The following is a 16,976-nucleotide window of genomic DNA, read 5'->3' on the forward strand; positions in this document are numbered from 1 at the left end:
AAGTCACTTTGCATTAATTGGTAAATCCTATTAAACTTTTTAATATAAAAGGTTTTTAAAATCGATAATTCATTACCAAATTATACAAGTTCATCTCCACTTTATTAATGGTATATCTTGGGTTGTCATACGTCGTTCCATTTTTGATTTTTGATACAAAAAGTGCGTACAACTCAAAGCCCTGTAGCTTACCACTGAACACATAACGGACCTCTGCGTTCAATTGAAAATAAGAAGGCATACCGTATTTATTAAGCTTAAAATCTTTTACATCCGGCAATTCAAAATAACCAATTGCTAAACCAGTAGTAAAACGTTTTGACTTCGAAAAATAATTAATTTTAGCAACGGAGGCATGCACATCACCATAGCCTTCATTTCTTTCTCTGGGCATGAATGTATAAAATGGGTCCCTACCCCATTCTCTCGGGAAAAGATATCGGCCGTGACTGGTGATTCTTGTATAATTCAGGGAGGTCTCCAGAAAGGAATTTTTAAATACAATTCTTCCGCTGAACACCATCGATTTACTACCCTTTTGAATATAGGTTTTTAATGGATCTGTGTTTCCTCCATTTTGAATGGCGTCTTGCCTGATTAGCTGAATCCCGCCAGAAAAGGTTGATTTTTTTTCTTTAAAAATTGTAAAATCACTTTGCAGCAATGCCGAGTTCAGTATGTTATCTATCGTGTAATTCCAAATAGAAATTTTGAATCGAGCATTTCTGTTGTAGCTTATCCCTACAACACCAGTGCCATTGCTGTTTAAATTATTATAGTAGTTGCTCTGCATACCACCCGGCTGCACACCGGATGGGTACAAACCAATTGATTTGACCCCGGAATACCACTTAGTGGTTGACCGAGGAGAGAAATTATAGAGAAACCCTCCTTCGATTTTTAACAATTTGCCGGGAAATAATTCTGTCCAAATTCCTTCAACTACTGATGGTCTCATTCTTCCATCCTGCAGGTTGATCAATGGAGAATTTAAAAGAAATTTTCCAAACTGTAGATAAGATTTTCTGAAATGATATTTCAAATAAAATTCCTCCAACCGGTTGATGTCATTTTTGTTTTCCGGATTCTGAATGTCAAACAAACCCAATTCATAACGACTGAGTTGGTTGGTTGCACTGTCTTTTTTTGTTAGATCGCTTGAACCAAGATTAAAAATATAGAAACCGCTGACACCAAATTGAAATCCCTTAAACTTGGCTGTTTCGTAACGCAACCCTCCACCACCTGCATTTGCAAAATAGTCCGTCAATCCGGATTCATTATCTGTCGCCATAAAAAAATAACGGAAGTGTCCATTAAATTTTCCACGACGAAAAGCGCTCAACAGGTTGTTAGTATCCGGAGATTCCAATTCGGAGCTTTTCCAGATTCCTGGTTTCTCCTGTAAGTCCTGATGCTGTGCCTGAATATTTGAAAAACAAAAAATAACCAATAGGGACACTATGAGTGTAAACCGGATGAAATTCATAAAAAAATTGTAGATCAAATTTTAAAAACCAGCTTTGATGTAGTACCAACCTTCGGATTGTCGTTTTACAATGTGGTAAATTCCTGCAGGGACGGTAGCAATCCCCGACAACAGTTGTTCATTATTCACCTTGCGTTCTTTCATAGAAAATTCACATGCATCAAAAGCTATTCCTCTTCTGATCATTTCTTGTATTCCACTTGCAAACATACTTTTATCCTTGTGCAGGAGATCTAAACCCGGTCCATGACAGACTACTTCAATTTTTATTTTTGGATCTACTGTCAACAGATTGTTTAACTGGCGCATCAATGCCTTGTGTGCGAGTGTGTCCCCGCTGACCAATTGAAAAATCACTCTGAATGATTTCGCTTCGATGCTGATTGTTTCGGAAGGTATATTGCTTTCTTGTGCTTTTGCATTGAACGAAATTCCCGATATCAATAATATTGAAAGTAAAATTTTAAAACTTCTCATTTTATTATTTTTTAATAATTATTTAAATTCATAATCTACTCCCCACACTTGTGTAAGCAAGGTCTTTGGTGCATCCAGTGCCACTGCATTGTTGTGAGGTGTGGGTGTTACCGGCGAGCTTACTTTTAAATAATCTCTGAGCATTGTATGAAGTGTATAAGGAGTATTTTTTGGATTTTTTACGCCTTTAATCCGACACAACATATCCTCCGGATCGCCATCGCGTTCACAGGCGCAAATTTTATAAATTCTGTCAGCTTCTAAAGCCCTGTTGTTAATTAACACTTCCTGCACCCGCTTACCCTTTTCCCCAAAAGCATTAAAGCTGACTTTCATGCCATGAAATTTTATGACCCAACCTCCAAATCGTTCAGAAGCATTTTTTGCAAAGACATTGTTTAATTCCTTTTCCAACCATTCACTGATTTGTTTGCCTGTTACTTCTGCCTGTCTGACAGTACTGTCAACTGGTAACATATCGTAAATATATCCATTGGTGATGGGAATATTTCCAGTGTGGTCTGGACTTACTCTTGGTGGACAAAATCTAAATCCATTGGACAATACGACATCCATTTCCGGCATTCTCCAACGCAAAGCATCCAGTATTAAAGTATCGATTGTGTTCTCAATCACGAAATAACGATATAAAGGAATGGTACTGTAGCCTACGACCTGTGTGATGTCCTTTTTGAAAGGTTGTTCTTTTTCATCAATGATTTTTTGAACAACTTTATTTGGCTTAATTTTTTTTGTATTGATTTCCACCAATTGATAATCATCTTTAACGACTTTACCATTTTGAATGGTCAATTGCAATTTTCCAACGAAAGATCCGAAAGCCCCAGGCTCAACCACTTTAGCATATTTTCCAACGATGGGTTTTCTGACCCTTTCATGGGTATCCCCTCCTAAAATATAATCCACGCCTTCGCATATTTCCTGATTGGAAAGATTAAGCTGTTGGGAGAGTCCCAAATGTGAAAGCAGAATGACATAAGTACATTGCTCCTGATTGCGAAGCAGGTCTACATAATATGGTAAATTAAATTCCGGATGTGCATAAATAATTCCTTTGCTGTAGTTTGGAGATTGCCTAATAGGAACTAATGGATCTGTATAAGCAATAAAACCAATTTTTACTCCTGCCACATTCCAGATGTGGTAAGGTTGAAAAATAAGTTCTCCTTTTTTTCCCTCTCCCAGATCGTGAAACATATTTGTGCATATCTTCGGTGCATTCAGTGCGCCAAGAAGTTTCTGCATGGCTTTTTTATAATAAATTACTTCCCAGTTGCCCGGTATGTAAAGATCATAATTCAAAGCATTTAAAATTGGAACCAATGATTCTCCGGTGGTTTTTACAGACAATTCACTTCCCTGAAACATATCCCCGGTATCCAAAATAAAAGTATTTGGATTGTGGGATCTTTCATTTTTAAAATAACTGGCCAGATAAGCATATCCACCCGTCTTTCTAAAAACTGACTGATTGTTTTCCCAGAAAAGTTCATCATGAGGATGTAGCTGACAATGGACATCCGTGGTCTGAAGTATGTTTAATACAAATGGCTTGTCAGATGCAAGATCATCGGGAATATCTTCTTCCCCAACAGGATGAATGACATTAGAAATTGGAACAGCGCCTACCAATCCGGTAGATGCTCCAAGAATGCCCATCTGTTTAATAAAATCTCTCCTTTTCTGAGTCATGTTATTTTCTTTTTTCGTAAAATTCCTGAATCGGTTTATACGGTCCAAACTTGTGTTGCTTTTCTGAAAATCCATCGGCATAAGATCCGAAGGGATGGTCAATGGGTTTTTTAGAAATATCAGGCCAATCCTTTGGTGCACTCTTATGAGGCCTTGATTGTGTATTGATAAATGCAGCTACATCCCAAGCTTCTTCATCACTGAGCAATGGATTCTCATAGGTGGCACCTAAGGGCATGTTGCTTTTAACATACTTTGCAAAATTACTTACACGGTACAAACCTGCTCCATCGTTGTAACTGAGTTTTCCCCAAAGAGGCGGATACGTATATTCTAAATTATTTGCAGACAGAGTACCTTCCCCATTCACCTGATGACAGCTTTGACATTTGGCAACGTAGACCAATTTTCCCTTTTCAGGATCTGCTGCTCTGTCTAAAATTTTCATATCCATTAAACCGGAACCTTCTGACTTTTCTCCTTTGGCAACATTGGAACCAATGTATTCAATATATGCCTTTATGGCTTGCATTTCATGGCTGTTGGTGTCCAATGATTTTCCATTAAGGCTGCGTTCAAAACAATCATTCACACGTTTATAAATGTCTTCTACGGAACCACTTCTCGCTCTGAACTTTGGATACGTGGAAGCTACTGAACCGTAATTATTGCCAAATATTGTGGTGCCTGTATTCAAATGACAATTTTGACAATTCATTCCGTTGCTTATTTGAGCAACGCTTCCATTTGGGCCCAGAAATTTAGAAGTATGCGCAATAAGTTCTTTACCATATTCAACTTTATTTCTGAGCAATGAATCTTCAATTAAAGAAATCTCGACCGGTTTCCAATATGGCTTTTTAATTTTTGGGATAATTTTTATGCGCTCCACTGCGATACTTTTCATTCCAAAATTTTCATGCTCATTTTTTGAGTCTTCCTGATGATAAAATTTTGGAAGGACTACCAGCAAAAATACCCAGGTCACTATTAAACCCACCACAACGAGAAAGAACAAGAGAAGACCTCTCCAAATGTTATTGTGCGCCTCAGAGCTCATTACCTAATATTTAAGTTGGGATTAATGTGGTAGTTTGTCTTTTACTATACCATATAGGTAGGTACCCACTATTGCAAAAAAGAAAACAATCGCCAGTGAATAGTATCCATATCCGATGTTAACGACCATTGGCCCGGGGCAGGCACCGCTGAGTGCCCATCCCAATCCAAAAATGGTACCACCCAAAAGGTATCGCCAGACAGACTTTTCTTTAGGAGAAAAAATGATGGGATTGCCATCGAAATCCCTGATGGCATATTTTTTTATCAACCACACCCCTATAACTCCAAGTGTTACAGCAGTTCCTATAATACCATACATGTGAAATGCCTGAAACCTGAACATTTCCTGAATCCGATACCAGGACATGGCTTCAGACTTAGACATCACAACGCCAAATATCATTCCGACAATCAAAAATTTTAGCAGCTTCATACTCTTTTATATGGTTCAATAAAATTATGAAAATATCAATGGAAAAATCAGATAGGTCATCAACAACCCGCCGGCAAAAAAACCAACAACCGCAATGATGGATGGAATCTGCAAATCTGAAATCCCGCTAATGGCATGGCCGGACGTACACCCTCCTGCATAACGTGAACCAAAACCAACCATCAATCCACCGATGGCAAGAATCAGAAATCCTTTTAGTGAAAAAGCATTGTGCATACTGAACAATTCATCAGGCTGGAGCGAAGCAGGCGGTTGAAATCCAAGCTCACCAAGATCCTTAATCGTCTGCTCTGAAATTTGTACAGGTTCAGGAGAAGAAAGAAAATTTGATGTGAGAAATCCACCTAATATTGCCCCCACTAAAAAAGTCATATTCCACATTTGAGTCTTCCAGTTGAAGTCGAAAAATTTAACAAATTTTCCACCTCCTGCTGCGGCACAAATCGTTCTAAGGTTGGAAGAAAATCCAAATGATTTCCCAAAATAGAGCAAGAGAAACATGATGGACGAAATCATAAATCCTGAAATCCACCACGACCATGGCTGCTTGATTAGTTCTATCATTTTATAAATATTAATTCAGATGAAATGAAATAATTGGCTTGTACATATGGTTGATGAGTTTTTCCGTTGCACTGCTGTGGAATAGTCCACCTTTGGCATGTGTCCCGATACAGATTAAATCCATGTTGTTCATTTGATTAAAATGAACCACCCCATTCTCCACATCTTTATCCTGAATAACATGTTTCTCATAGTCCGACAATTCATTGACGGTGGCAAAAGAATCCATTGCTTCATGGATTTTGGAAATCCGATCTTTATCTGTTGTATCAGTCATTTGCAACAGATGAATTTTTGGATTAAAGGCCTTGACAAATTTTCTAAAAAGGTCGAATCGAATTTTAACTTCTTCGAGATAATTATGAACCATCAATAAGTTCTTAATTTCCAATTCAGACCGGTCACACATAAGAGAGAGTAAAGGGATCTTAGATTTCCTTGCAATCATCTGTGTCTCACTTCCCGAAATTTTCTCCTTTAACCCCCAGGCTCCTTTAGTTCCCATCACAATCAACTCGAAATTATTCTTTTCAGCAAACTCAACAATTGAATCGGTTGTTCTTCCAAAAACCAAAGCTGTGTTTACATGAGTTCCGTACACTTCAACCAATTGCGAAAGTTTGCGATCGGCAATCTCTTTTTGTGCGCGCACATAATTGACATCAATTTCTCCGCATGTCTCGATGATGCCTGTAGAACTTAATGTAACCGTATCCGGAACATTGAGCACATGCAGGAAATGAACCTCCACATCGATGTGCTCATTAAGTTTTGATACCATGATGTAGGCATAATCCGATTGAATAGAAAAATCCGTCGGAATGAGTACTTTGATTTTATCCATAATTAATTAATGCACTTTTGTAATTTGAACAACAACTTTGTAAAAATAAACAAACCTCTACACAAATGCTTCTGATTGATCCAGAATTCTGCTATCATTTAAGATTTAACTTTTAAAATAAATCCTACTTTATTACTGAATCATCAGATCCAAAACATCATTTTGCTTTGTTAGCTTTGTGTTTTTTATTTCACACACGCTGCAACATCCTGCCATGTTCCGCCATTCGTGACGTTTTTGATACCATTTTGTTCAAGGACAGATTTTGCCATTCCGGATCTGTTTCCACTGCGACAAAAAACGATGATGTGTTTTTTATCTTTGAATTTTGAGATGTTTTTTAAAATAAAATCCACCGGAATATTAACGGCACCTTTAACGCTTCCGGACTCAAATTCCTGAGGGGATCTAACGTCCACCAAAAAAGCACCCTCTTCAATTAGTTTTGTTAAATTTGAATTACCCGTGCTGGTCCCAAACAGACTACTTAAAAAGCTCATTTCTATATTTTTAAAAGATTGATTGAAAATAAAATTATTCTTAAATTTAATTGATTGTTAAGTTGGCTGAATCAATACCCATTAAGATTGCATCACTTTTGACTGGCAAACAAAATCAGTCCTTGGCACAGCAGTCTCCGCTATTGCCTTGAAGCCGCCTTCCACTTCGGTAAAATTCCTGTAACCTCTTGCCTGAAGAATGCTGGAAGCAATCATGCTTCTGTATCCACCGGCACAATGCATGAAGAAATGTTCATTTGGTTTGATGTCTTTCACCCATTCATTGATGTATGCCAATGGCTTATTGTAAGCTTCATCCACATGTTCTGCGGCATATTCACTTTCTCTTCGGATGTCAAAAACTAAGGATGTTTCCTTATTAAACTTTTTGGCAAATTCCTCGGCACTGATTCTATTTACTGTGTCTGTTTCCAAGCCTGCTGCGGACCATGCTTCGAAACCACCTTTAAGGTGCCCGATCACATTGTCAAAACCTACACGACTCAATCGGATTACCGTCTCCTCTTCTTTTCCAAGTTCTGTAACCAATAAGATAGGTTGGGCCACGTCTACCATCAATGCCCCTACCCATGGAGCGAAGTCCCCATTCAATCCAATATTAATGGATTGCGGAATAAAACCTTTCCAAAATATGGCACTGTCCCTTGTATCTAAAATGACTGCGCCGGAGGCTTCAGCAACCGTTTCAAATTCAGCCGGTAACAATGCAGTCATTCCACTGTTTATTACCTCTTCTACATTGCGGTATCCTTTTTTATTCATGGCTACATTCGAACCAAAGTAAGCAGGGGGCGGTAAAAGACCTTCAGTAACAGCTTTAATAAAAGCCTCTTTGTTTGGTTGATTCAAGGCGTAATTTACCTTCTTCTGATTGCCCAAAGTATCAACGGTCTCCTTCATCATATTTTTTCCGCAAGCACTTCCTGCTCCATGTGCAGGATACACGATCAGATCATCAGACAAAGGCATGATCTTGGAATACAAACTATCGTACAACAATCCTGCAAGTTGGTCCTGCGTCATATTGGCTGCTTTCTGAGCGAGATCCGGTCTTCCAACATCTCCAAGGAATAAAGTATCGCCTGAAAAAATAGCATGATCTTTTCCATGCTCATCTATTAACAGAAAAGTCGTACTCTCCATGGTATGTCCGGGTGTGTGCAAAACTTTTATTTTTACTTTTCCCACTTCAAAGATCTGCTCATCTTTGGCGGATATACATTCAAACTCACATGCGGCATTAGGACCATAGACGATTGGAGCAGCCGTTTTTTTACTTAAATCCACATGACCTGATACAAAGTCTGCATGAAAATGAGTTTCAAAAATGTACTTCAATTTCACATTGTCTTTTGCCAAGCGGTCCAAATAAGGCTGTATCTCTCTCAATGGATCAATTATCGCCGCCTCCCCTTCTGAGGTAATGTAATAGGCCCCTTGAGCCAAACAACCGGTATAAATCTGTTCAATATTCATAAATTCAATTTTTTAAAGTTTATGCAAATTTCTGATGATAATTTTATTTTAATGGTAACATGAGTTACAATTCTAGATTACAATGATTTCTTAGCAAGATACCAATCCACCATTTCCAAATTGGAATTCTTGCGTTCCTCCAGGGCCTCCAGTGTCTTTGGAGCGGGCACTATGACCTTATCGCCGGGCATCCAATTGAGCGGCATGGCTACTTTGTGTTCGTCTGAAGTCTGTAAGGCAAGCAACACTCTTTTAATTTCTGCCATATTCCTGCCAATGTTCAAGGGGTAATACATGATGAGGCGAATCTTACCGGTTGGATCAATAAAAAAAACTGCTCTTACCGCTGCTGTCTCACTCTCTCCCGGTTGCAACATTCCATACAACTTCGCCACTTTCATGTCGAGGTCTGCAATGATCGGAAAGTTAAAAAGCACGCCTGTTTTTTCTTTCACTGCATTGACCCAGGCAATGTGGGCATGAATACTGTCAATACTCAATCCTAAAATTTTGGTTTGATGATTTTTCCAAAAATCCCCTTCCGTTGCAAAGCCACTCATCTCCGTTGTGCATACCGGAGTAAAATCTGCGGGATGCGAAAATAGAATTACCCAACTCGATTTATTATAGTCTGAGAATTTCAATTCTCCAATAGTAGTCAAAGCATTAAAATCCGGAGCCTGATCTCCGATCCTGGGCATTACTGTATTCAAATTATTTTCCATGACAATTGTTTTTTTGATGATGGTGCAAATTTCATGCACTTTAAAATACGAATTGGTTACTTAAGTTACATTCAGTCCTCCTGATTGAAAAAACTTACGTAACACTACCACCCATTTGTTGCACAGACCTGCAAATCAAGTATGAAGTGCCATCCGTGATCCTAGCCCGCGAAGACGGTCTCCTTCAAAATAATGTACAAGCCCATTACCAAAACAAACCAACCGAAAGCAGGTTTCAATTTAGCACCATCTATTTTCTTTGACAAGGCCGTTCCAATAAATATTCCGCCAATCGCAAAGGCAGAAACAGTCAGCAATAATTTCCAATCCATGTGGGTTTCGGTGCCTTCGCCTAAAAATCCTATGAGGGATTTAGCAGCAATAATGGCCAGGGAAGTTCCTACAGCTTCTTTCATAGGAAGTTTGCTCAATATCACCAGGGCCGGAATGATGAGAAAACCTCCACCGGCACCTACCAGTCCTGTCAGAACGCCCACCACAGCACCTTCGATTAAAATCAAGGGGTAATTGAATTTCTGTGGTCCCTCAGCCTCAGCAGATTTTGGCTTGTTTTTTTTAATCATGCTGTAGGATGCTGCGATCATAAGCAGCGCAAATAGGATCAGCATAAAAATACTTTTGGTCACCACGAATCCCCCCAAACTTATAATTTCTGCAGGAATTGCCGGCACGATGAATGCCCTGGTAGCAAAAACAGCAATGATAGAGGGAATTCCAAAAATGATGGCTGTCTTGATATTTACCAGTCCTTTTTTAAGGTAATCGACTGATCCTACCGCACTGGTAAGACCCACAATAAAAAGTGAATACGCCGTTGCCATAACCGGTTCTATACCAAAGAGGTAAACCAACACCGGGACTGTAAGTATGCTTCCTCCTCCACCGATCAAACCAAGAGAGACCCCTATAATGATTGAAGACAAATAACCTATTATTTCCATTCGAATGATTTTAATTTACGCAAAGGTCTATCCATAAACCTTAAAACTAAGCAACTTTGGTTACACTTTCCAAATAATCGGGTTAAAGCAGTTTTATAGTTTAACAAAGTCTTTTAAAGCATAACTGTTTGCAAATTAACATGATTCTCGCACACATGAATACCTGGTTGTTAAACCCATACTATGCATTAGAATTTCTATTCCAAGTCAAAATACCTTCAAATACAAGCACTTCCTCGATTTTTTTCCTTCACCATAGAATCCACTATGGCTTGTCAAAACCAACCCACCATCTTTCGATGTTCATTCACTTAATGAACTGTCGTTCATTACTTTGATGGTAATCAAAGATCGTTCATTCATGGGAGCACTTGTCTTTTTTGGTCTTTTGCCTTTCATAACGAAACCCTAATACATAATATGGGTTAAATTAATTCCACCACCTTTGAAAGTGATAAAATGCAATTATTCAGTTTCCGGGTATTGTATTTCAAGAGATTGCCCGGGAAATGCTTAAAAAAAAACAAAACTGATGAATAAGCACTTTATCTTGCCGGAAACATCATCAAATGATCAATCTTAAAAACATCCAAACTGAGGTAGATGCAGGCTTCCTTTATAAATTCATTGCAGATAGGGAGGAAGACCCGAACGTGGCAAAAATATTTCACGAAATGAGTGAAATTGAAACCAGCCATGCTAAAGCATTTATGAGTAAAAGCAAGCTGGATCTTAGCTTAATGCCAAAGCCTTCAGGCAGGGCAAAATTTCTAACCTTCCTGGCAAAAATTATGGGGAATGATTTTGTGCTCGGCATTTTGCTCGATACAGAGAAAAATATATCCGGCTCTATAATTAAAGCAAGAAATCAAACCCAAACGGCCCAATCCATTTCAGACACAGCGCATGTCTCCATACTAAAAAATATTCTTGAAAATTCACCTGATGTGTCTGGTTCAAGTTTGGCCAGATTTGAAAAAAGGCACCGTTCCGTGGGCGGCAATGCACTCCGTGCCGCCGTGTTGGGTGGCAACGATGGTTTGGTTTCTAATTTTAGTTTAATTATGGGAATTGCCGGCGCCACCAGTGGAAAAGATGAAGTGCTTCTTGCCGGAATGGCCGGACTTTTGGCCGGAGCGCTTTCGATGGCATTGGGTGAATGGATTTCTGTAAAGAGTTCGCAGGAACTTTCGGAAAATCAAATTCAACTGGAACTGGATGAACTGGAAACCAATCCGGAAGGTGAAGAAAGAGAACTGGCCTTGATTTATCGTTCGAAAGGAATCCCGGAAGAACAAGCCAGGAGCATGGCGAAAGAAGTCATGAGCGATCAGGAAAAATCGCATGAGATATTAATTAAAGAAGAACTGGGAATAAATGTCGATGAACTCAAAGGCTCCGCAATGGAAGCGGCTGTCACTTCATTTATTCTTTTTGCCATTGGTGCCATTATCCCTGTCATTCCATTCTTCTTTACAGGGGGCATGGAAGCCGTGGCCATTAGTACAGGATTAAGTGCCATTGGACTTTTTCTAATTGGTGCGGTCATCACACTGTTTACCGGGAAGAGTATTTGGTTTTCCGGATTCAGGCAGGTACTTTTTGGATTGATTGCCGCTGCCATTACTTTTGGGATCGGAAGGTTGATTGGAGTAAGTATAGCAGGTTAAAAATTATTTTCATGCGTTTAATAAATACATTCTAAATATGCAATTCAAAAATTAACGAAGTGCCACAATACATTAAGCAGTCAGAAAAAGACTTCCTGTAAAATTTAGATGTCAAAAATTAAATAACATGGCTTATAATGAAAACCTGGCGCAACGAATCAGAATTGCCTTTAAGGATCTGGAAAATGTGGAAGAAAAAGAGATGATGGGCGGATTGACCTTTATGTACAATGGCAAGATGTGCGTGGGTATCATTAAAGATGAACTGATGTGTCGGATAGATCCTGATTTACAAGAAGATTTGGTAGAGAAGGAAGGATGCCGCATGATGGATTTCAACAAGCGTCCAATGAAAGGTTATATTTTGGTTTCAGAAAATGCGATGAGATCAAAAAAAGAATTTGAATATTGGATATCGCTGGCAATTGATTTTAACAGCAAAGCCAAGGCATCCAAAAAATCTAATTCCAAATTAAAGAAAAAAAATTAATTCTTCAAATGAAATCAAGAATTCTGCAAGATGTACTGCATTTAAAACAAGCGTACATTGATTCTATTCGTGATTCGAAAAATATTGAGTCAAACTTTTCGGCTAGATTAAACACACTTAAACTCAATGCTGAAAATATTCTTGAACTTCACGATGCCCTGCTTTTTATTCTTGCTCACCCCGCAAACCAAAAGATAAAATCGCGGACTGCGCAAGAATTGAAAAAAATCAGTAATTGGTGCAAGCGCAATGCCAAAAAATATGAAGATCAATTTGACAACAGTGGATTGCCATACAGCTCTATTTATTCCTATTTTTCATATGAACTGATCCAATGGCTCCTGGAAAATAAATTGACAGTTACCCTTGATAATTACCCGGAGGATGCGGATACGCTGAATGATGCAATGTGGCTTACTTTACCGGCTTATGAACGAGACATTGTAGTTCAGGAATTAAATAATGCTCAACTTTTATCATCATTAAAAATAAATCCAGCACATCAACTTAATTTTTTGCTGGGACAATTTTCAAAGCTTGACCATCAGACTGCGTTAAGGGATTTATTATTTGAGCGACAAAAGTTTGTAATCAAATGGGCACTGGATTTAAAGAATTCGAGAACTTACAACAAAATTAATTTTGAAAAAACTTACTTTCAGAAAAACTGGATAAAAAAAATAGAAACAGAAACCTGGATAAAAATTCCATTACCAGCTGAAAGAAAATTATCGGTTAGTGAAAAACAGGAGATCTTAAAAAGTTCCAGAATCAAACTTGCCTTACTCCAGAGAGAAACCGAACCGGTAAGCTATATGGATATGCGAAGTATCCGATATTTTTCACTGGAGCGGGGAACGGCCATTGCGCTGTTTACGATGAAGACAGAAAAACAATTGTATCCTGAATCCTACATTGGTTACACCCTTTACAAGAATGGATATCCTGCCGCTTATGGTGGAGCCTGGATTTTTGGAAAACATGCGTTGATTGGTGTGAACATATTTGAATGGTTCAGAGGAGGAGAATCCGCTTTCTTCTTTAATCAATTGCTGCGTGTTTATCACCAGGTTTTTGACATCAGTCATTTTGAAGTAGAACCCTACCAATATGGCAAGGACAATCCGGAAGGCATTGAGTCAGGTGCATTTTGGTTTTATTACCGGATGGGATTCAGACCGGTACAACGCCCCTTGTATAGACTGGCAGAACGAGAAGCTGATAAAATAAAAGCAGACAGAGCGTATCGAACAAAACCCCAAACATTAAAACAATTTACTCAATGCAATGTCCGCCTCAGTCTCAGAAAAGAAAAAGTAATATCCGGAAATAATTTCAAAACCAGAATCACCACCATGATTCATAAAGATTTTGGAGGAGACCGAAGAAAGGCTGAAATTGAATGCGTCAATTGGTTGCAGGCGATCATGGATGAAAATATTTTAGGTAAAATAAAACACCCTACTGTTTTAACAGAAATGGCTTTGATGTGTCGTGCCGTTCACTTTCCAGTGAAGGAAAATATTGAATTGATAAAAAACATGATCTCACATAAAACCAAAGATTTATATCAATATCAACAAAACATGATTGAATGGTTGTCGAAAATTGAAAAATGATTTTTTTGGAAAACATAAACCAAAACAATATTTTTTTTAACAAAATTCAACTTTTACTAAATTTATACACGAAATGATAGATCTTGAAAATAATTATCTTTGTAAGTAAATATGTCTTTAAAGCCCAAAACTTAATTAATAATTTTTAATCAATAAAATGGACAAGCCCACCTCATATTGCGAAGCAGTTGCGAATATGGAACCGGAAAGTCTGCACAGAGTTTATCACGATCAGGCATACGGATATCCGATTCACGAAGATGATGAGTTGTTTGGACGGTTGCTCCTGGAAATCAATCAGGCAGGTTTAAGTTGGACCACCATTTTAAACAAACAAAATAATTTCAGAAGAGCCTATCACGATTTCAACATTCGTAAAATAGCAGCATATCAGGATAAGGACATCAACCGCCTGCTTGAAGATCCCGGCATTATACGCAACAAATTAAAAATTGCTGCTGCCATACACAATGCACGGGAAATAATTGCCCTGCAAAAATCATTCGGATCTTTTAAAAATTGGTTGGATCAACATCATCCGAAAACAAAAGATGAGTGGGTAAAAATATTCAAAAAGCAATTTAAATTTACCGGTGGCGAAATCGTCAACGAGTTTTTACTCAGTACAGGTTATTTACCCGGAGCACACATTAAATCCTGTCCAACATTTCATAAAATCAAAAAGGCAGGGCCTGCCTGGATGCTTGTGAAGGGAAAAGCTTAATCCCAAAATAGATATTAGAATTCAGGGTTAATTTTTAGGACTGGCCATGATGATGTATTGATATTGCAGCTTGTTGTCATCTGAACTGATCAGTTCATAACCGGCCTCAATCAATTCTCGTTCGACATCTCCTTGTGCCAGACGATGTTCCAAATCAGGTCCCATCGGCGTCATTTTCTTTTTAAAATCTACTATCATAATGCGCCCGCCGGGTTTAAACTTATCCTTCAAATTGCGGAGATAGGTAGACCTTTGTTTGATATAGCTGTAGGTGTTTGATAAAAACACGATGTCCACTTCGCCTTTATTTAATTTTGGATCCATGGGCGTAGCAAGTCTTGCTTCAAAACGTTCCTGAATTTCAGGTTTGTAATATGTTTTTTCAGCATTCATCATGTCGATTAATTCTTTCTCGATATCAATGGCAATTACCTTTTTTGCCTGGTGAATAAATCTAAATGAAAAATACCCGCTGCCTGCTCCAATGTCTGCAATTACTTTATCCTCCAATGGACCGAGCAATCCAATTATGTCGTAAGGTTTTTGCCAGATGGTGCGATCCTGTGATTCTAATTTTTCCTGTTCTGAAGAATTTGAAGAATCGACTGAAGTTTCATTTCTGACTGCAACTGCATCCGTTTTTTCCTTTAGTTGACAGGCTGGCATCAGTAGCAAAACCAAAATGATCGTGCAACCATTTAAAATATTAAAATTATGTTGACTCGACTTCATATAACGGAGGACAAATGTATCAGAAAATCTGCAATTTTATTTCTGATTTCAGTAGATGAACAAGAATAGCTGTTGATCATCAATACCAGCGCGTATTTTGGTTTACCATTTTCCAGGATGTATCCTGCAAAACAACGCACCCCTTCCATACTTCCGCTTTTTAACCGGTACCGATCCGTCAGCGCAGAGACATTACTTAATCGAGCTGAAAGGATTCCTGCTTTGGTAACGTCCTGAAGGGAAAGATGAAAATCCCGTAGGCTACTGTCCTTATGAATGTTGTATAAAACCTTTGACATTGCCTTTGCAGTCATTTTATTTTTAGGAGAAAGACCACTTCCATCAAAAAATTTAACACCCTCGTCATCCATTCCCTGATCTGTCCAATATTTTTGCATAGATTTTAAAGCATCCGCTCTCACTGTTGTGCCGTTCAGCAGATTTCCCAACAGATGCAAGAAGCTTTCTGCGTAAAGATTTACACTTTTATCCAATGTTCTCTTTATGAGTTTTTCCAAATTCTGGGATTTGTAATTCCACAGTAATTCGATGGATTTATAAGGTTTTAGTTGATAACTTCCAGTTACCAAAAGGCCACGTTTTTTAAGTCCTGCTGCAAGCATGGCTGCAAAAGTTTCTGCAGGATTTTTGATGGCCGCTTTCAAAACAACCTGGCCATTGCCACAGCATTTTATTTTTCCAAAAACTTCATAATGATCAGCCTGAGTAGAACCCAGCACAAATAAATCCTTGGCAACAACCTCCTTTGTGGCTTGCACATTGGAACAAAATTGTTCTTCAAGTGCTTCCGGAACTACTTTGACAATTTCACAAACCTGATTGGGAGTTTTCGGTTCTTCAATACTTATCTGTGCAGTGTTTTCCAGAAAATTAAATCCAAAACAACCTGCGCCATAATAATTTCCCAAATCATACCACAGCCATTCAGGATTTTCCGGGATGTCTTTAATGTAATCATTGTTCACTTTTATTTGTCCATTCAGTTCAGTAATTCCCAAACCTCTTAACAGATAAAATACACTGTCCGCAAATTGCTCAAATGAAAGATTATTTTCCAGCCAATAAGAGCCGAAACTTGGATCTCCCATTCCCTGAATAATCAGGTCACCATGCAATACTCCATTTTCAAAATCCTTGCGCGCTAAATAAACGGGCGTTACAAAACTGAACTGTTTTCCGGCAGTTTTCATGGTCGCAGCGCAGGTGAGTATTTTCATGGAAGAGGCCGGAATGAGACTACGATTGGGGTCGTAGGAAGCGATCATTTTACCATTGCGGAGATCCGTGATGGCTATTCCCATACTGGAAGAAGAGAGCAATTCTGCTTTGACAAATTTATTGATGGTCTGTTGAATTTTGTGCCTCTGCCCCTGCAAGACATTCCGTTGACCTCCAATTAATAATATGAAAATAAAAATTAAACTTCTCATGAA

General features: G+C 38.4%; 17 protein-coding genes. 4 read left to right on the forward strand and 13 right to left on the reverse strand.

Features of this window, described 5'->3' with window-relative positions; translation table 11 throughout:
• Window positions 1–55: 55 nt before the first annotated feature.
• From IPJ53_12660 to IPJ53_12710, 11 genes are all read right to left on the reverse strand, one after another.
• Window positions 56–1,489, reverse strand: coding sequence for an outer membrane porin, OprD family (locus tag IPJ53_12660; GenBank protein ID MBK7799951.1), 1,434 nt, complete (start codon window positions 1,487–1,489; stop codon window positions 56–58).
• 21 nt (window positions 1,490–1,510) lie between these two features.
• Window positions 1,511–1,966, reverse strand: coding sequence for a DsrE family protein (locus tag IPJ53_12665; protein MBK7799952.1), 456 nt, complete (start codon window positions 1,964–1,966; stop codon window positions 1,511–1,513).
• Between the two features lie 18 nt (window positions 1,967–1,984).
• Window positions 1,985–3,679 carry a 5'-nucleotidase C-terminal domain-containing protein gene (locus IPJ53_12670; GenBank protein MBK7799953.1) on the reverse strand — a complete coding sequence of 565 codons (1,695 nt, stop codon included), beginning with the start codon at window positions 3,677–3,679 and terminating at the stop codon, window positions 1,985–1,987.
• Window position 3,680: 1 nt separating this feature from the next.
• Window positions 3,681–4,739 carry a c-type cytochrome gene (locus IPJ53_12675; protein ID MBK7799954.1) on the reverse strand — a complete coding sequence of 353 codons (1,059 nt, stop codon included), beginning with the start codon at window positions 4,737–4,739 and terminating at the stop codon, window positions 3,681–3,683.
• A gap of 21 nt (window positions 4,740–4,760) precedes the next feature.
• Entirely contained in the window at window positions 4,761–5,174 is a 414-nt protein-coding gene (locus IPJ53_12680; protein MBK7799955.1) for a YeeE/YedE family protein, read from the reverse strand.
• Window positions 5,175–5,198: 24 nt separating this feature from the next.
• Window positions 5,199–5,759 (reverse strand): YeeE/YedE family protein, encoded by a 561-nt coding sequence (locus tag IPJ53_12685; GenBank protein ID MBK7799956.1) that lies wholly within the window; start codon window positions 5,757–5,759, stop codon window positions 5,199–5,201.
• Window positions 5,760–5,769: 10 nt separating this feature from the next.
• The gene (locus tag IPJ53_12690; protein ID MBK7799957.1) at window positions 5,770–6,603 is read right to left on the reverse strand and encodes a universal stress protein; all 834 of its coding nucleotides are present in this window, start codon (window positions 6,601–6,603) and stop codon (window positions 5,770–5,772) included.
• A gap of 185 nt (window positions 6,604–6,788) precedes the next feature.
• Window positions 6,789–7,103, reverse strand: coding sequence for a rhodanese-like domain-containing protein (locus IPJ53_12695; GenBank protein MBK7799958.1), 315 nt, complete (start codon window positions 7,101–7,103; stop codon window positions 6,789–6,791).
• A gap of 81 nt (window positions 7,104–7,184) precedes the next feature.
• Entirely contained in the window at window positions 7,185–8,600 is a 1,416-nt protein-coding gene (locus tag IPJ53_12700; protein ID MBK7799959.1) for an MBL fold metallo-hydrolase, read from the reverse strand.
• A gap of 77 nt (window positions 8,601–8,677) precedes the next feature.
• Window positions 8,678–9,325 (reverse strand): peroxiredoxin, encoded by a 648-nt coding sequence (locus IPJ53_12705; protein ID MBK7799960.1) that lies wholly within the window; start codon window positions 9,323–9,325, stop codon window positions 8,678–8,680.
• Window positions 9,326–9,486: 161 nt separating this feature from the next.
• On the reverse strand, window positions 9,487–10,287 hold the full coding sequence (locus tag IPJ53_12710) for a sulfite exporter TauE/SafE family protein (protein ID MBK7799961.1): 801 nt from the start codon (window positions 10,285–10,287) through the stop codon (window positions 9,487–9,489).
• Between the two features lie 569 nt (window positions 10,288–10,856).
• Here IPJ53_12710 and IPJ53_12715 point away from each other — a divergent pair.
• From IPJ53_12715 to IPJ53_12730, 4 genes are all read left to right on the forward strand, one after another.
• Window positions 10,857–11,957, forward strand: a complete 1,101-nt coding sequence (locus IPJ53_12715; protein ID MBK7799962.1) for a VIT1/CCC1 transporter family protein — start codon at window positions 10,857–10,859, stop codon at window positions 11,955–11,957.
• 127 nt (window positions 11,958–12,084) lie between these two features.
• A complete protein-coding gene (locus tag IPJ53_12720) occupies window positions 12,085–12,447 on the forward strand; it encodes a TfoX/Sxy family protein (protein ID MBK7799963.1) in 363 nt (120 codons plus the stop codon).
• An 8-nt stretch (window positions 12,448–12,455) separates the two neighbouring features.
• Window positions 12,456–14,066 carry a hypothetical protein gene (locus IPJ53_12725; protein MBK7799964.1) on the forward strand — a complete coding sequence of 537 codons (1,611 nt, stop codon included), beginning with the start codon at window positions 12,456–12,458 and terminating at the stop codon, window positions 14,064–14,066.
• A gap of 157 nt (window positions 14,067–14,223) precedes the next feature.
• On the forward strand, window positions 14,224–14,790 hold the full coding sequence (locus IPJ53_12730) for a DNA-3-methyladenine glycosylase I (GenBank protein ID MBK7799965.1): 567 nt from the start codon (window positions 14,224–14,226) through the stop codon (window positions 14,788–14,790).
• A 27-nt stretch (window positions 14,791–14,817) separates the two neighbouring features.
• Here the strand turns inward: IPJ53_12730 and IPJ53_12735 are convergent, their stop codons facing one another.
• Both IPJ53_12735 and dacB read right to left on the reverse strand, forming a co-directional pair.
• Complete coding sequence (locus IPJ53_12735) at window positions 14,818–15,522, reverse strand: methyltransferase domain-containing protein (GenBank protein MBK7799966.1); 705 nt, start codon at window positions 15,520–15,522, stop codon at window positions 14,818–14,820.
• Window positions 15,519–16,973 (reverse strand): D-alanyl-D-alanine carboxypeptidase/D-alanyl-D-alanine-endopeptidase, encoded by a 1,455-nt coding sequence (gene dacB, locus IPJ53_12740; protein MBK7799967.1) that lies wholly within the window; start codon window positions 16,971–16,973, stop codon window positions 15,519–15,521. Before dacB ends, IPJ53_12735 begins: the two co-directional genes overlap by 4 nt.
• Window positions 16,974–16,976: the final 3 nt, after the last annotated feature.

It is taken from the genome of Candidatus Vicinibacter affinis (assembly GCA_016714365.1).
In the GTDB taxonomy this organism is placed as follows: domain Bacteria; phylum Bacteroidota; class Bacteroidia; order Chitinophagales; family Saprospiraceae; genus Vicinibacter; species Vicinibacter affinis.

What these genes read in the sequence shown, in the direction of transcription:
- IPJ53_12660 (MBK7799951.1), bottom strand. Translation starts at nt 1,489, where the DNA reads ATGAATTTCATCCGGTTTACACTCATAGTGTCCCTATTGGTTATTTTT.
- IPJ53_12665 (MBK7799952.1), bottom strand. Translation starts at nt 1,966, where the DNA reads ATGAGAAGTTTTAAAATTTTACTTTCAATATTATTGATATCGGGAATT.
- IPJ53_12670 (MBK7799953.1), bottom strand. Translation starts at nt 3,679, where the DNA reads ATGACTCAGAAAAGGAGAGATTTTATTAAACAGATGGGCATTCTTGGA.
- IPJ53_12675 (MBK7799954.1), bottom strand. Translation starts at nt 4,739, where the DNA reads ATGAGCTCTGAGGCGCACAATAACATTTGGAGAGGTCTTCTCTTGTTC.
- IPJ53_12680 (MBK7799955.1), bottom strand. Translation starts at nt 5,174, where the DNA reads ATGAAGCTGCTAAAATTTTTGATTGTCGGAATGATATTTGGCGTTGTG.
- IPJ53_12685 (MBK7799956.1), bottom strand. Translation starts at nt 5,759, where the DNA reads ATGATAGAACTAATCAAGCAGCCATGGTCGTGGTGGATTTCAGGATTT.
- IPJ53_12690 (MBK7799957.1), bottom strand. Translation starts at nt 6,603, where the DNA reads ATGGATAAAATCAAAGTACTCATTCCGACGGATTTTTCTATTCAATCG.
- IPJ53_12695 (MBK7799958.1), bottom strand. Translation starts at nt 7,103, where the DNA reads ATGAGCTTTTTAAGTAGTCTGTTTGGGACCAGCACGGGTAATTCAAAT.
- IPJ53_12700 (MBK7799959.1), bottom strand. Translation starts at nt 8,600, where the DNA reads ATGAATATTGAACAGATTTATACCGGTTGTTTGGCTCAAGGGGCCTAT.
- IPJ53_12705 (MBK7799960.1), bottom strand. Translation starts at nt 9,325, where the DNA reads ATGGAAAATAATTTGAATACAGTAATGCCCAGGATCGGAGATCAGGCT.
- IPJ53_12710 (MBK7799961.1), bottom strand. Translation starts at nt 10,287, where the DNA reads ATGGAAATAATAGGTTATTTGTCTTCAATCATTATAGGGGTCTCTCTT.
- IPJ53_12715 (MBK7799962.1), top strand. Translation starts at nt 10,857, where the DNA reads ATGATCAATCTTAAAAACATCCAAACTGAGGTAGATGCAGGCTTCCTT.
- IPJ53_12720 (MBK7799963.1), top strand. Translation starts at nt 12,085, where the DNA reads ATGGCTTATAATGAAAACCTGGCGCAACGAATCAGAATTGCCTTTAAG.
- IPJ53_12725 (MBK7799964.1), top strand. Translation starts at nt 12,456, where the DNA reads ATGAAATCAAGAATTCTGCAAGATGTACTGCATTTAAAACAAGCGTAC.
- IPJ53_12730 (MBK7799965.1), top strand. Translation starts at nt 14,224, where the DNA reads ATGGACAAGCCCACCTCATATTGCGAAGCAGTTGCGAATATGGAACCG.
- IPJ53_12735 (MBK7799966.1), bottom strand. Translation starts at nt 15,522, where the DNA reads ATGAAGTCGAGTCAACATAATTTTAATATTTTAAATGGTTGCACGATC.
- dacB (MBK7799967.1), bottom strand. Translation starts at nt 16,973, where the DNA reads ATGAGAAGTTTAATTTTTATTTTCATATTATTAATTGGAGGTCAACGG.